This window comes from Amycolatopsis sp. NPDC049688 (assembly GCF_040674975.1).
In the GTDB taxonomy this organism is placed as follows: domain Bacteria; phylum Actinomycetota; class Actinomycetes; order Mycobacteriales; family Pseudonocardiaceae; genus Amycolatopsis.
In genome coordinates, this window is record NZ_JBFANY010000001.1 from 385,368 (window position 1) to 399,690 (window position 14,323).

A 14,323-nucleotide genomic window follows, 5' to 3' on the forward strand; every position below is an offset into this window, starting at 1 on the left:
CTAGCTCTGTCCGTCCGCGCGGCGGTACAGCGCGACGATCGCTTTGGCGGCCTCCGCCGTCGCGTCGACGACCTCGGTGCCGTGCTTCTGCCGGGCAGCGACCTCGTCGGTGAAGCGGGCGTATGCCAGCTGGTAGTCGTTGATGGCGTCCAGATGTCCGGGGCCGGCCAGGCCCTCGTGCGAATTCAGGACCGGGAGCTGGGTTCCCATGATGTCCCGCAGCGCCGGAAGGGCGCTGTCGCCGACGCGTTGCAGCTCGTCGAGCGCAACTTTGAAGCCATTTCCCACGGGGCCTCCCCACCCTCGTACGGGTCATGAGCAACCCACGATAGCGGATCGGTCACACACTGCAAGTAATCGAGGCCGGCCGTTCAGGTGGATGTCGCGGTCCGAGCGGATGATCTGGCTAAGACGTGCTGTGGTTCGCAGCTGCATTTCAGAGCAGGTGGCCGCCGCGAGTGCGCTGGATCGGTCCTTCCACGTCGGCCGGATCCGTATGTTGCTTCGTGCAGCAGGAGTCGCTGGGGCCCTTCCGATCGAGGCACGCCACCTGCCCCGTTGCTCCGGAGCGGGCAGGATGGGGACAAGGGAGTCGTGCTTGCCGGACGCGCGATCCCCTCCCCGGCCCGAGGATTGGACGCAAATGGGACGCTCGTCGGTGTTCACCTTCCAGTACATCGCCATCGACACCGAGGCCGGTGTCACGCCGGAAGAGTTCGAGACCTTCGTGCGTGCTGAAGGCGTTCACCTGCCCTTGTACCCAGGCTGGCGGTGGACCCTGCTGCGCGGTCTGCGCGGCGAGCGGACCGGGCAGTACCTGATGTTGTACGAGATCGACAGCGCCGAGCAACGCGACCGCTACGTCACAGCCCGGGGCGAGCAGACCGAGCTCGCCCGGCAGTTCTGGGCGCAGCACCCCGAGGCGGAGGCGGTGCTGGCGCGATGGCGGCAGCTGGGCACCTACGGTGAGCTGCCGACGTTGTTCACCGACTACCGGCTGCTGGCCGACAACCCGCGGAGCACGGTCACGCCCGGCCCCCGCTACCGCAACCGCCCGGGGGAGGAGCCCGTCGCCCGGGTCGTCGGGATCCACAACCTGGCGTTGCGCGCCGGAGTCACCGAGGAGATGTTCGACCGCTTCATCGCCGAGAACCACCACCGGATCGACGACTACCCGGACTGGCGCTTCCACGTGCTCAAGGGCGAGCGGGGCAACCGCCTCGACCAGTACGTGATGATGATGGAGATCGCGAGCCTGGACGCGCTGGACGTCTTCTACCCCGAGCCCGACATCGCCACCGGTGAGGCCGCGGAGTTCGCGGCCGCCCACCGCGACACCAAGCAGATGTACGAGGAGTGGAAGCAGCTGGCGTCGTTCTCGGGCTCGCCGCAGATCTACACCGACTACCTCGCCGTCGCGGAGAACCCGGCGTAGCCCCGGCGAGCCGACGGTCAGGTGCCGATTTCCGCCGACGTCTACCAGGAGTCGATCACGGGTGGGAGCCGGAAAGGGGGGTGAAACCGAGCTGAGAGACGATGACCCGGACACACTCGTTCTTCGCCAGCTTGATGACGATGGTGCTGCCGGAAACGGTGTAGCTCTTCGGTCCCTGCGTCACCCACACGTCGTCGGCGTTGTAGGAGCCGGTCTGTGCCGAGGTCACCGAACCGATGGTGGTGGGGAGGGTGAACGTGCTGACGAGCGCGAACTCGGTCGCGCCGCGCTGGACGGCGAAGGCCTGGCCGGCCGCCGTCGAGGTGTAGGTGAAGCTGTGGCCGCCCACCGGCTTGGTGCTGGTGACGGTGACGGTGCCGGCGGCCGTGCGGTTGTAGACCTGGAGTGACTTGCCCCGGCGTCGATCGGGTTCCGCGATGCGAGATCCGTGGAAATCTTGTTCAGCGCGGTGTTCAGGTCCGCGATGACGTAGCCGGCGGCCTTGCGGGTCACGATGCGGGAACTCGCGGCGGCGAAGCACGTGCCGTTGATCGACCTGACCGTGGCCAGCACGGCGCTGTGGAACCGCGCGGGGGTCGAGGGCACGAAGAAGTACTTCATGATCTTCCCGGCGGGGAAGTACCCGAACTACCCCGACGGCAGCCAGGACAACACCCACTTCCAGGCGGCAGGCGCGATCGAGGTGGCCCGGCTGGTCGCCACCGCGCTGCGCGACCAGGGTGTGGTGCCGGCGGCGGATTTCCGGCAGCTCACCGCGACCATCCCGGCCGGCGCGATCGTCTGGCCGGCGACCGCGCCCTACTGAGGGCCGGCCGCGGATGCGGGGTGCCGATCACGCTCCCGCCGGCCGGCTGCGCCGTCTGGACCGGGGCTACGGCTGATCGTTATGCTCCGCGAAACGATCGAACGAACAGCCGGCGGACGAAGGTCGAGATGCGGGAGTCGGGCGAGGACCGGCGGCGGCGGATCCTGGCCGTGGTCGAGGCGCGCAGCCAGGCGCGGGTCACCGAGCTCGCCGCGGAGCTGGCCGTCTCGGTCATCACCGTGCGGCGGGACGTCGAGGAGCTGGCCAGAGCCGGCCGGTTGCGGCGGGGCCACGGTGTCGTGCGCTCGCTGGTGCCGCGGCGGCCGGAGCCGGCGCCCCCGGCGGACGACGGCGGTCCGGTGGTGCTGGTCGTTCCCGAGCGGCACGCCTACCTCACCGAGGTCCTGCACGGCGCCCGCGGCGCGCTGGAGGAGGCCGACGTCCGGGTCGTGCTGCACCCGGCGCCGCAGGTCGCCGGGGCCGAGCGGGCCATCGTGGAGCGGCTGCTGGCCGACGACGCCCGTGGCGTGCTCGTCGCGCCGCGCTGGCGGAGTGTCGTCACCGAGGAGGCCGACGACGGCTGGCTGGCCGCGGCCGACGTCCCCGTCGTCCTGATGGAACGGCGGCCGCGGCCGGGAAGTGCGCTGCACGCCAGGGATTCCGTGTGCACCGACCACTGGTACGGTGTCCACCTCGCGGTGACGCACCTGCTCGCCCTCGGCCACCGCCGGATCGTCCTGGCCGCGCGCGACGACAGCCCGACCGCACGGGCGCTGCGCGCGGCGTTCACCGGCATCTGCGCCGAGCGCCCCGAGATCGAGGACGCGACGGTGGTGCTCAGCGCGCCGGGCGCGGTCGCCGACCAGGAGCCCGTGCGCGACCTCGAGCCGCTCGCCGACGTCCTGCTCGAGCACGGCGCGACGGGCGTGATCATGCACGGCGACGTCGATGCCCTGATGCTCGTCCAGCAGCTGGCCGACGCCGGGATCACGGTGCCCGGCGACTGTTCGGTGGTGGCCTACGACGACGTCGTGGCGGCGCTGGCCAGCACGCCGCTGACCGCGATCGCGCCGCCGAAGGCCGAGGTGGGCCGGCTGGCCGCGGAACTGCTGCTGGAGCGGCTGCGCGGGCCGGCGGGGCGGCCGGCGCGGCGGATCACCGTCCTGCCGGAACTCAAGGTGCGCGGGTCGACGCGGCCACTCGGAATTCAACGCTGATCGATTGACCGAGTTGCCCGGGCCTATTGACCGGAATTCGTTCAGGCGCCCAAACTGCGGGGAGCCCGCGACCCGCAGGAGGCATCGATGCCTGTCCGACCCAGCCGCCGGACCGTTCTCGCCGCAGGCATCGCCTTTCCTCTCGCCGCCGCCTGCACCGGCCCGGGCGGGGACGCCCCGCGCGGCGCCACCCGGATCACGTTCTGGTCGGCCCTGCGCGGCAGCCAGCAGGTGGTCGACGCCTTCAACCGGACGCAGAACCGGATCCACGTGGTGTTCCAGCAGATCCCGTCCGGCGACCAGGGCGGGTACGCGAAGCTGAGCAACGCCGTCCGCGCGGGCAATGCACCGGACGTCGCCACCATCGAATACCCGCAGGTGCCCGGGTTCGCCATCGACGGCGTGGCCCGGGACATCACCGACCTCGTCTCCGATCGCCTGCGCGCCAAGCTCCTCCCGCAGGCACTGCGGCTGACGACGTTCGCCGGGCGCGTGTTCACCGTGCCGCTGGACGTCGAGCCGATGGTGCTGCACTACCGCACCGATCTGTTCGCCCAGCACGGTTCCGGGCCGCCCCGCACCTGGGACGAGTTCACCGCGGTGGCCCGCAAGGTCCGCGACGACCGGCGCCGGCTGGTGGCCTTCGCGACCGACGGGGCGACCCAGTTCGCGGCGGTGTCGTGGCAGGCGGGCGCGCAGTGGTTCGACACCGCCGGCGGCGCCTGGAACGTCTCGCTCGCCGACGCCGCGACCCGCCGCGTCGCCGGGTACTGGCAGGACCTGATCGACGACGGTCTCGTGTTCGCGAACGGCGTCCAGGGCAGGCAAGGGGACGCGCAGATCGGCCAAGGGCTGGTGCTGGCCCGGATGAGCGGCGCCTGGGACGCGGGCGCGCAGATGAAGGCCCGGCCTGCGCAGAAGGGCAAGTGGGCGATCGCGCCGCTGCCCCAATGGGATCCGGCGCAGCCGGCGGTCGGGACGCACGGCGGTTCGACGTTCGCCGTCACCCGCGACAGCGCCCACCCGGAAGCCGCGATGGAGTTCATCGAATGGCAGGTGTCGCACCCCGATGCGTTGCGCGCCCGGCTCTCCAGCGGCACCAGCAGCCAGTACCCGGCCGCGCCGGACCTGGTCGAGGTGGGGCGGAAGGCGTTCGGCCGCGCGTACTACGGCGGCCAGGACATCTATCGGCTCTTCGAGGCCGAGGCGGCCAAGATCCGGGACGGCTGGACGTGGGGGCCGCGGATGAGCGCGACCCAGCGGGTGCTGCAGGACGGGTTCGCCCGGGCGAGCGCCGGCCAGGGCACCCTCCTCGACGCCGTCCGCGACGCCCAGCGCGCCACCATGCCGGACCTGATCGCCCTGGGGCTGGCGACCACCGAGCACAGCAGCTGAGAAGGAGAGGCGATGACGACGACGCTCGCTCGTCCGGAAAGCGCTTCCAGAGCGCCCGCACCGCGCGTCCGGAAGCGGCACCGGCACGGCACCGCCTGCGCCGTGCTGATGGCGCCGTTCTTCGTGCTGCTGGTGGTGGTCTTCCTCGTCCCGGCCGGAACGGCGCTGTGGCTGAGCTTCTTCGGCGCCGACGAACCGGGTCTCGGGTTCGGCCCGGAGCACACGATCTTCGTCGGGTTCCGCAGCTACGCCGCCGTCCTGGCCGATCCGACGTTCCTGAGCGGACTCGGCGTCGTCGCGCTGTACTGCCTGCTGTACCTGCCGCTGCTGGTCCTCTGTTCCCTCGGCCTGGCGCTGCTGCTCGACTCGGGTGCCGCCCGGCTGCGCGGCTCGGCGCGGCTCGCGCTGTTCCTGCCGCACGCGGTGCCCGGCATCATCGCCGCGATCATCTGGCTCTACCTCTACCTCCCCGGCCTGTCCCCGGTGGTGGACCTGTTCGGCAAGGCCGGGATCACGGTGGACTTCCTCGGCGTCCACACCGTCATCCCGGCCATGGTGAACATCGCGCTGTGGAGCAACCTCGGCTACAACGTCGTCGTCTTCTACGCCGCCCTGCAGGCCGTGCCGCGCGAGGTGGTCGAGGCCGCCGTGGCCGACGGGGCCGGCGGGGTCCGGACCGCGCTGTGGATCAAGACGCCGATGATCCGCGCGTCGATCGTGATGGTCGTGCTGTTCACCCTGATCTGGTCGCTGCAGCTGTTCACCGAGCCGATGCTGCTGTCGCAGGCGACGCCGATGATCACCGCGCGGTTCTCGCCGAGCATGTACATCTACGACGCCGCGTTCACCCGCAACAACTACGGCCTCGCCGCGGCCGCGTCGGTGATCCTGCTGCTGTGCACGATCGCGCTGTCCTACGGCGTCACACGCTGGACCAGCCGCACCCGGGAGGCCGCACAGTGAACCCGCCGAAGTTCCTCGGCCGCACGGCCGTCAACACCGTCGTGGCGATCTCCGTGCTCTACACCCTGATCCCGGCGCTGTGGCTGCTGCTGGCCGCGATGAAGGACCGGGACGCCCTGTTCGGCAGCGACCTCCTTTCGCTCGAGGGGTTCTCACCGCTGAAGAACGTCCAGGACCTGTTCGCGATGGACAAGGGCATCTACGGCCGCTGGTACCTCAACAGCCTGCTGTACGCCGTCGGCGGTGCCGCCGTGAGCGCGCTGGTGAGCATCGCCTGCGGCTACGCGTTCGACAAGTACGTCTTCCGGCACAAGGAGAAGCTGTTCGGGCTGGTGCTGGCCGCGGTGATGGTGCCGCAGACCGTGCTCGCGCTCCCGCTGTACCTGCTGGCCTCGGGCGCCGGCGTGGTCGACACGGTGTGGGCGGTGTTCATCCCGGTGCTGTTCAACCCCTTCGGCGTCTACCTCGGCCGCGTGTTCAGCCAGGGGTACGTGCCCGGCGAGGTGCTGGAGGCGGCGCGGATCGACGGAGCGGGAGAGCTGGCGACCTATTTCCGGGTCTCGCTGCGGATGCTCGGCCCGGGCGTCGTGACCGTGTTCCTGTTCCAGCTCACCGCCATCTGGAACAACTTCTTCCTGCCCATGGTGATGCTGTCGAACCAGCAGCTCTACCCGGTCAGCCTCGGCCTCTACAGCTGGAACAGCGCGGCGACCACGTCTCCCGAGTACTACCCGGTGGTGATCGCGGGCTCGCTGCTGGCCGTCCTGCCGCTGGTGCTGGCGTTCGCCCTGCTGCAGCGGTTCTGGCGATCAGGGCTGACGGCGGGGGCGGTCAAGTGAGCCGTCCCCGCGCCGCGCTCGCGATGGCTCCCCGCGCCGCGGCGGCGGTGCTCGACGACACCGCGATGACGGCGTTGCGCCGCCTCTGCGACCTCGCGGACGGGGTGCTCGACGACTTCGCGATCCCGGCCGCCCACGCCGCCCTGCGGGACGTCGAACTGCTGATCACCGGCTGGGGCTGCCCGCCGCTGGACGCGGCCGCGCTCGCCCGCGCGCCGCGGCTGCGGGCCGTCGTGCACACCGCCGGCTCGGTCCGCGGGCACGTCACCGAAGCGTGCTGGGACCGCGGGATCGCGGTGACGTCCGCCGCGGCGGCGAACGCGGTGCCGGTAGCCGAGTACACCCTGTCGATGATCCTGCTGTCGGGCAAACGGGTGCTGGAACGCGCCCGCGGCCACCGGGCGGCCCGCCGCCGCGACGACGGGCTGGGCGTGCCGCCGCACCTGGGCAACTACGGCCGGACCGTCGGGATCCTGTCGGCGTCGATGATCGGACGGCGGGTGATCGGCCTGCTGCGCCCGCACGACCTCCGCGTCCTCGTGCACGATCCCCACCTGACCGCGGCCGAAGCGGCGGAGCTGGGCGCGGAAGCGGTGAGCCTGGCCGAGCTGTTCGCCCGCGGCGACGTCGTCAGCGTGCACACCCCGCTGCTGCCGGAGACCCGCGGGCTGGTCGGGCGGGAGCTGATCGCGTCCATGCGGCCGGACGCGGTGCTGATCAACACCGCGCGCGGGGCGGTGGTCGACCAGGAGGCGCTGGCCGAGGCGACCGGGGCGGGGCGGATCCGGGCGATCCTCGACGTCACCGACCCGGAGGTGCTGCCGCCGGCGCATCCCCTGTGGACGGACGACAACGTGCTGATCACCCCGCACCTGGCCGGTTCGCAGGGCAACGAGCTGCGGCGGCTGGCCGAACTGGCCGTCGCGGAGGTCACCCGCTGGACGGCGGGGGAGGCGTTCGCCCACCCCGTCCGCCGCGAACTCCTGGGGATGATCGCGTGAAGCTGCCCGGCGAGGACCGCACGCTGAGCCCGCACACCGGGTACACGCGGGAGCACTGGACCGCCGTGGCGGACGGCCTGCTGGACGCAGCCTGGAAATGGGCGACCCCGGGCGGCGCCCGGCTCGACCTGCCGGGGCCGCCGTCGGGCAGCGGCGTCCGCTCGGACGGGCTGGAGGGGTTCGCCCGGACCTTCCTCGCCGCCGCCTTCCGCGTTGCCGGTGAAGAGGGGAAAGACCCCCACGGCCGGCTGGACCGGTACGCAGGCGGACTCGACGCGGGCACCCGCACACCGGGCCGCGACGACGCCGAGTCGTGGCCCGTGATCGGCGACCACCACCTCGCCGGGCAGCCGATGGTCGAATCCGCGTCCGTCGCGCTCGGCCTGCGGCTGACCCGGCCGTGGCTGTGGGACCACCTCGCGCCCGCCGTGCAGGACCGGATCGAGGAGTGGCTGCGCGGTGCGCTGAGGCACGTCCCGGCGCCGAACAACTGGTACCTGTTCCCCTTCACCGTGGCCGGGTTCCTCGCCTCGGCAGGCCGCGCCGACGCCGAGACCGCGCGGGCCCGCGACCGGGCGCTGGAGCTACTGGAGGGCTGGTACCGCGGGGACGGCTGGTACGCCGACGGCGACGGGCGCGCCTTCGACCACTACAACGGCTGGGCCCTGCACCTGTACCCGGTGCTGGACGCCCACCTCGCCGGCGCGGCGACCCCGTTCGGCGCCCGGCTGCGCGAGCACCTGGAGAGCTTCGGCCTGTGGTTCGGCGGTGACGGCGCCCCCCTGCACTTCGGACGCTCGCTGACCTACCGGTTCGCGGCCGCGTCGGCGGTCGGCCTCGGCGCCGTCACCGGCGACACCCCGCTGCCGCCGGGCGTGTCACGACGGCTGATCAGCGGAGCGCTGCGCTACTTCCTGGACCGCGGTGCCGTGGACGAGCACGGCCTGCTGAGCCTCGGCTGGCACGGGCCGCACGCCCCGACGGTGCAGTACTACTCCGGGCCGGGCTCGCCCTACTGGGCGTCGAAGGCGTTCGCCTGCCTGCTCGCGCCCCCGGAGCATCCGCTGTGGACCGACGTCGAACGGCCCGCGCCCGGTGAGACCGCCGACACGGTGGTGGCGCTCCCGGCGCCGGGCCTGCTGCTGCAGGCGACCCGCGACGACGGTGTCGTCCGGCTGCACAACCACGGCAGCGACGGCGTCCGGCCGCACGAGGCCGAGTCCGCGGCGGGGGACAACCCGCACTACGGCCGGTTCGCCTACTCGACCCGGACCGGCCCGACCGCGCGCGGCAACCCGGCCGACAACCACCTCGCGGTGGTCGTGTCCGGGGTGCGCAGCGTCCGGCGCCGGATCCACCCGCTGGGCGCGGGCCAGGGCGACGGCTGGGGCTGGGCCGCGTCCTGGCACCGTCCGGTGTTCCCGGACGGCCCGGTGGCGGTGCCCGGCCTGCGTGTCGAGAGCGTCACCGTCGTCCGCGGGCGTGACGAGCTGCGGGTGCACCGCGTGCTGGGTGCCCCGCCCGGTGCCCGTGCCGAGCAGACGGGCTGGGCGGCCGCGCCGGGCGGGTCCCTGCTCCGCCCGCTGGCCGGCTGGACGGGCCGGGACGAAATCCGCGCTCCCCACGGCACCGCTTTCGTGCCGTGGGTGTCGCTCCCGCGGCTCACCGGGAACGTCCACGGCTCGGCGGTCTTCGTCGCGCTGGCGGCGTTGGGTGCCGAGGCGGGCGAGCCGGTCGCCTCGGCGACCGGAGACGGGGCCGAGATCGGGTGGCCGGACGGATTCGTGGTGCGGATCCGGTTCGCGCCGCCGGTGAGCGCGCCCCCGTCGGTCACGGTGCTTCCGCCGGGGTGATGGCGAGCAGCGAGCTGACGGCCCGGCATTGAAGAAAGCGCTTACTGAGGTATCGGCGACGTGTCCGGTGTGTTACGCTGGGAGCGCTCCCAAAATACCCGGCCCCGTCGAGTTCCGCTCCGGAGGCCGGGGTGAAACCGGCTACCGGACCATCCACATCGGATAGAGGAGTTCGCATGTCCGCCAGGAAGAACGGGATGCTCGCCGCCCTGGTCGTGGCCGCGGCGCTGGTCCCGGCACCCGCCGCGGCGGCCGCCGAGCGGGCGCTGCCACCGCAATGTTCGGGATCGGCGCCGATCAAGTGCCATTTCGCGGTCTCGCCGGGCAATTACGACGTCACGGTCGGGCTCGGCGGCCCGAAGGCGGCCGATACGTCGATCTCGGTGGAGGCGCGGCGGGAGGTGCTGAACGCCGTCCGGACCACTGCGGGCCAGGTCGTTTCCACCACCGTCACGGTCAACGTCCGTGAGCCGGAAGGGCAGCCCACCGGTCAGGGCGGCACCGGGACCCCGGGGCTGGACCTCACGTTCGGCGGGACCGCGCCGGCGATCGGTTCGCTGACGGTGACCCCGGCCGCGGCCCCGCTGGTGACCTACCTGGCCGGCGATTCGACGGTCTGCGACCAGCCGGTCGCCCCGTACACCGGCTGGGGCCAGGTGCTGCCCACCGCCGTGCGGAACGGGGCGGTGATCGCCAACTACGCGGATTCCGGCGAGAGCTCGGGGAGCTTCCTCGCCAACAGCGCCCTGTTCCCGAGGATGAAGCCGCTGATCAAGAGCAAGGACCTGGTGTTCATCCAGTTCGGGCACAACGACAAGACCACCACGGCCACGGCGTTCCGCGACAACCTCGCCAAGATGGTCGACGGCGTGCGCGCCCGCGGCGGGGTCCCGGTCCTGGTGACGCCACCGGTGCGGCGGTTGTTCAACGGCGCGAAACTGACGCCGACGGCGTTGCACGTCAACAGCAAGGGCGTCGATCTGCCCGCGGTGATCCGGGCACTCGGCAAGAGCGCGAACGTCCCGGTCATCGACCTGACGGCGAAGAGCAAGACGTTGGTCGAGTCGCTGGGCTCGTCGGCGTCCCAGAAGATCTACCTGACCCAGGCGGCGGACGGCGTCTCCGACAACACGCACTTCTCGGTGTACGGCGCGACGCAGATGGCGAACCTCGTCGTGCAGGGCATCCGCGAGCTGAACCTCTCCTTGGTGAGTTACCTGCGCTGAATCCGTGATCGTGAGGTGAGAGCGTTGCCCGGAAAACTCAGGAACTTCGGGAAAGCCGTGGCCGGTGTGGTGCTGCTGATCGCGGCGCTGTTCGCGGTGCCCGGCACGTCCGTGGCGGCCAACCGGTACCGGACGGTGACGGACTTCGATGCCGGCTGGCTGTTCAACTACGGCGACGCCAGTGGCGCCGGTGGTGCGTCCTACAACGACAGTGGCTGGCGAAAGCTGAGCGTGCCGCACGACTGGAGCATCGAGGGCAAGAACCCGCCGGCCAACCCGTTCTCCCAGTCGGCGCCGAGCACCGGGCGTGGCGGGTACCTGCCGTCGGGGATCGGCTGGTACCGCAAGCACTTCTCCCTGGCGGGAGTGCCTGCCGGCCGCCGGGTGTCCCTGGAGTTCGACGGCGTGATGGCCAACGCGAGCGTGTACGTCAACGGCACGCTGATCGGTACCCACCCGTACGGCTACACGAGTTTCCGCTACGACATCACCGCGGCGGCGACGCTCGGGGGCGACAACGTCGTCGCCGTCAAGACGGACACGACGTCGCAACCGGCGTCCCGCTACTACACCGGCGCCGGAATCTACCGCGACGTCCGCCTGATCGCGACCGATCCGGTACACATAGGACAGTGGGCGACCCGGGTCACGACGCCGAACGCGAACACTGTGCACGCGGAGACCACAGTGGTCAACGAGAGTGGCGCGGCGGCGAACGTCAGTGTCCAGGGTGTCCTCAGCGACCCGGGCGGGGCCGCGTTGCCCGCGGTGACGACGGGGGCCAAGACCGTCGCCGCCGGGGCGTCGGCCACCTTCGCCTACGACGTGCCGGTGAGCAGCCCGAAGCTGTGGGACCTGGCCGATCCGAACCTGTACTCGCTGGCGACGAGCGTCCTCGTGGGCGGCACGGCCGTGGACGATGACGTCACGTCCGTGGGCATCCGCACGGTGACGTTCAACGCTGCGACGGGGATGAGCCTCAACGGCAAGAGCGTGAAGTTCCAGGGTGTCGCGCTCCACCAGGACCTGCACGGGCTCGGGACGGCCGCGCCGCAGCGGGCGGTGCAGCGGCGGCTGGCGCAGCTGAAGGCGCTCGGGGTGAACGCCATCCGCACGGCGCACGACCCGCCGAGCCCGGCCTTCCTCGAGCTCACCGACCGGATGGGGTTCCTGGTCCTCGACGAGTTCTTCGACGTCTGGACCCAGCACAAGTACTCCGACGTGGGTGACTACGCGACGTACTTCAACCGGACGGCGGCCGCGCCGACGGGGACGCCCGCGGTGCCCGGCGCGAGTGGTTCGGTGCCGTGGTACCAGGTCGACGCCACCAGCGTGGTGCTGCGTGACCGCAACCACCCCAGCGTGGCCATGTGGAGCACCGGCAACGAGATCCGCGACCCGATCGCCACCCGGACGCCGCTGCTGACCCGGATGGTCTCGATCGCGCACGCGCTGGACCCGGGCCGGCCGGTCACCCAGGCGCTGTTCCGGCCGGGGGACAGCGGGGACGTCACCGGCGCCACCCGGACCATTGTGGACGTCTTCGGGGGCAACTACCGGCCCGACGAGGTCATCCAAGCCGCGAAGGCGTCGCCCGCGCGGGCCGGGCTGTTCACCGAGATGGGCACCGACACCTCGGCGTGGACGACGGTCCGGAACAACGCGAACGTCACCGGCCTGTTCCTCTGGACCGGCGCGGCGTACCTGGGGGAGGCCGACGCGCTGTGGCCCCGCGTGGAGCCGGACTTCGGCCTGATGGACGCGGTGGGCACGGTCCGGCCGATCGGGTATTCGTGGCAGCGTACGTGGGGTGCGCCCACGACGTCGCCGCCGGCGACCGGCACCACGGCGAGCCGGGTGGTGCTCGCGCCCGACCACAGCTCCGTGTCGACGGACATCGACGACGTTTCGTACGTCAAGGCCACCGTGGCCGATGCGTCCGGGCGGGTCGTGACGAGCTCTTCCGCGCCGATCACGTTCAGCGTCAGCGGGCCCGGGCAGCTGATCGCGGTCGACAGCGGCAGCCCCGTGCAGGAGACGTTCCGCGGCTCGGTCCGGAAGGCCTACCAGGGCGTCGCGTACGGCCTGGTGCGCGCGACGGGCGCGGGCACCATCACGGTGACCGCGAGCGCGGCCGGGCTGACGCTCGGCACGACGACGCTGACCGGCACCACGGCGCCGTTCGTGCCGTGTTCCGGCAGCTGCAACTGAAGGAGCCTGAGTATTCATGAAGATCCTCGCTTCCCTGGTGTTCTCGGCGGCCATCGTGGTCGCCGGCGCCCCGGTCGCCGCGAGCAGCCCGGCGGCCGGGAAGACCTACTACGTCGCTCCGTCGGGCAGTGACAGCGCCGCCGGGACGCAGGCCGCGCCCTGGGCTTCGGTCGCCCATGCCCAGGCCGTCGCCCAGGCGGGCGACACCGTGTACCTGCGCGGCGGCACCTACGGCTATTCCCGCGCGAACAAGGCGTGCGCGAGCGGGACCGACCGGGTGGACGCGATCACCCTGAACAAGAGCGGCAGTTCCGGCAACCCGATCCGCTACTGGGCCTACCCGGGCGAGACGCCGGTCTTCGACTTCTCGCGGGTCAGCGACAACTGCCGGATCAAGGGCTTCGACGTCACCGGCGACTACATCCACCTCAAGGGCCTCGAAGTCAAGGGCGTGCCCCAGAACAACAACCTCAACCACGAATCGTGGGGCATCTGGGTTTCCGGCAGCAACAACACCTTCGAGCTGCTGAACCTGCACAACAACATGGGGCCCGGGCTGTTCATCCAGGACGGTGGCGGCAACCTCGTCCTCGATTCCGATTCGCACGACAACTACGACCCCCGCACCTCCAACGGCGCCGGGGAAAGCGCGGACGGATTCGGCGCGCACATCTCCGCCGGCCACCCGGGCAACGTGTTCCGCGGGTGCCGCGCGTGGTGGAACTCCGACGACGGCTTCGACCTGATCAACGCGTTCTCCTCGGTCACGATCGAGAACTCGTGGGCGTGGCGCAACGGCTACCTGCCGGAGACGACCACGTCGTCGGGCAACGGCAACGGCTTCAAGATGGGTGGGTACGGCGGCAAATACGTGAGCAACGGCGCCAAGCACACCATCCGGAACTCGGTGGCGTTCAACAACAAGGCCGCGGGCTTCTACGCCAACCACCACACGCTGGCCAACGACTACTTCGACAACACCGGCTACAACAACCACCCCGACTTCAACATGCTCGGCATCAACTCCGCCGGCGCGGCCGTCGGGCTCGGCAACCTGCGCAACAACCTCGCCTACCAGGGCACCCTGACCTCGAACATGTCCGGCACGAACGCCTCCTACAACTCGTGGAACCTCGGGGTGACGCTGTCGGACGCGCAGTTCCGGAGCGTTTCGACGTCCGGGTGGGACGCGGCCCGGCAGTCCGACGGCAGCCTGCCGGTGCTGCCCCACCTGCGCCTGGCGGCGGGCAGCACGCTGATCGACAAGGGCACGGACGTCGGCCTGCCCTACACCGGCAAGGCCCCGGACCTCGGCGCGTTCGAGTCCTGAGGTGAACCGGCGGTTTCCGGGAGCGCG

General features: G+C 71.4%; 13 protein-coding genes. 11 read left to right on the forward strand and 2 right to left on the reverse strand.

The annotated features are described in order from the left end of the window. Positions 1–288: a hypothetical protein gene (locus AB0J55_RS01625; protein ID WP_364241229.1), complete on the reverse strand. Its 288-nt coding sequence runs from the start codon at positions 286–288 to the stop codon at positions 1–3. A 355-nt stretch (positions 289–643) separates the two neighbouring features. Here AB0J55_RS01625 and AB0J55_RS01630 point away from each other — a divergent pair, with 355 nt between their 5' ends. Next, positions 644–1,435 (forward strand): hypothetical protein, encoded by a 792-nt coding sequence (locus AB0J55_RS01630; RefSeq protein ID WP_364241231.1) that lies wholly within the window; start codon positions 644–646, stop codon positions 1,433–1,435. 55 nt (positions 1,436–1,490) lie between these two features. On the opposite strand, the gene AB0J55_RS01635 is transcribed toward AB0J55_RS01630, so the two are convergent. Beyond that, positions 1,491–1,976: a hypothetical protein gene (locus tag AB0J55_RS01635; RefSeq protein WP_364241234.1), complete on the reverse strand. Its 486-nt coding sequence runs from the start codon at positions 1,974–1,976 to the stop codon at positions 1,491–1,493. Here AB0J55_RS01635 and AB0J55_RS01640 point away from each other — a divergent pair. From AB0J55_RS01640 to AB0J55_RS01685, 10 genes are all read left to right on the forward strand, one after another. Further along, on the forward strand, positions 1,950–2,261 hold the full coding sequence (locus AB0J55_RS01640) for a hypothetical protein (protein WP_364241237.1): 312 nt from the start codon (positions 1,950–1,952) through the stop codon (positions 2,259–2,261). The two genes, AB0J55_RS01635 and AB0J55_RS01640, sit on opposite strands and share 27 nt — an antisense overlap. 128 nt (positions 2,262–2,389) lie before the next feature. Beyond that, positions 2,390–3,478 (forward strand): substrate-binding domain-containing protein, encoded by a 1,089-nt coding sequence (locus tag AB0J55_RS01645; RefSeq protein WP_364241239.1) that lies wholly within the window; start codon positions 2,390–2,392, stop codon positions 3,476–3,478. Between the two features lie 87 nt (positions 3,479–3,565). After that, complete coding sequence (locus AB0J55_RS01650; protein ID WP_364241241.1) at positions 3,566–4,873, forward strand: sugar ABC transporter substrate-binding protein; 1,308 nt, start codon at positions 3,566–3,568, stop codon at positions 4,871–4,873. Positions 4,874–4,885: 12 nt separating this feature from the next. Beyond that, complete coding sequence (locus AB0J55_RS01655; RefSeq protein ID WP_364241243.1) at positions 4,886–5,836, forward strand: sugar ABC transporter permease; 951 nt, start codon at positions 4,886–4,888, stop codon at positions 5,834–5,836. Then, complete coding sequence (locus tag AB0J55_RS01660) at positions 5,833–6,675, forward strand: carbohydrate ABC transporter permease (RefSeq protein ID WP_364241245.1); 843 nt, start codon at positions 5,833–5,835, stop codon at positions 6,673–6,675. Before AB0J55_RS01655 ends, AB0J55_RS01660 begins: the two co-directional genes overlap by 4 nt. Beyond that, complete coding sequence (locus AB0J55_RS01665; RefSeq protein ID WP_364241247.1) at positions 6,672–7,676, forward strand: hydroxyacid dehydrogenase; 1,005 nt, start codon at positions 6,672–6,674, stop codon at positions 7,674–7,676. The genes AB0J55_RS01660 and AB0J55_RS01665 overlap by 4 nt, the downstream gene beginning before the upstream one ends. Further along, complete coding sequence (locus AB0J55_RS01670) at positions 7,673–9,529, forward strand: DUF2264 domain-containing protein (protein ID WP_364241249.1); 1,857 nt, start codon at positions 7,673–7,675, stop codon at positions 9,527–9,529. Before AB0J55_RS01665 ends, AB0J55_RS01670 begins: the two co-directional genes overlap by 4 nt. 176 nt (positions 9,530–9,705) lie before the next feature. Next, positions 9,706–10,755 carry a rhamnogalacturonan acetylesterase gene (locus AB0J55_RS01675; protein WP_364241252.1) on the forward strand — a complete coding sequence of 350 codons (1,050 nt, stop codon included), beginning with the start codon at positions 9,706–9,708 and terminating at the stop codon, positions 10,753–10,755. 24 nt (positions 10,756–10,779) lie between these two features. Then, positions 10,780–12,966, forward strand: a complete 2,187-nt coding sequence (locus AB0J55_RS01680) for a glycoside hydrolase family 2 TIM barrel-domain containing protein (RefSeq protein WP_364241254.1) — start codon at positions 10,780–10,782, stop codon at positions 12,964–12,966. A 16-nt stretch (positions 12,967–12,982) separates the two neighbouring features. Then, positions 12,983–14,296, forward strand: a complete 1,314-nt coding sequence (locus AB0J55_RS01685; RefSeq protein WP_364241256.1) for a right-handed parallel beta-helix repeat-containing protein — start codon at positions 12,983–12,985, stop codon at positions 14,294–14,296. The last annotated feature ends 27 nt before the right edge of the window (positions 14,297–14,323 follow it).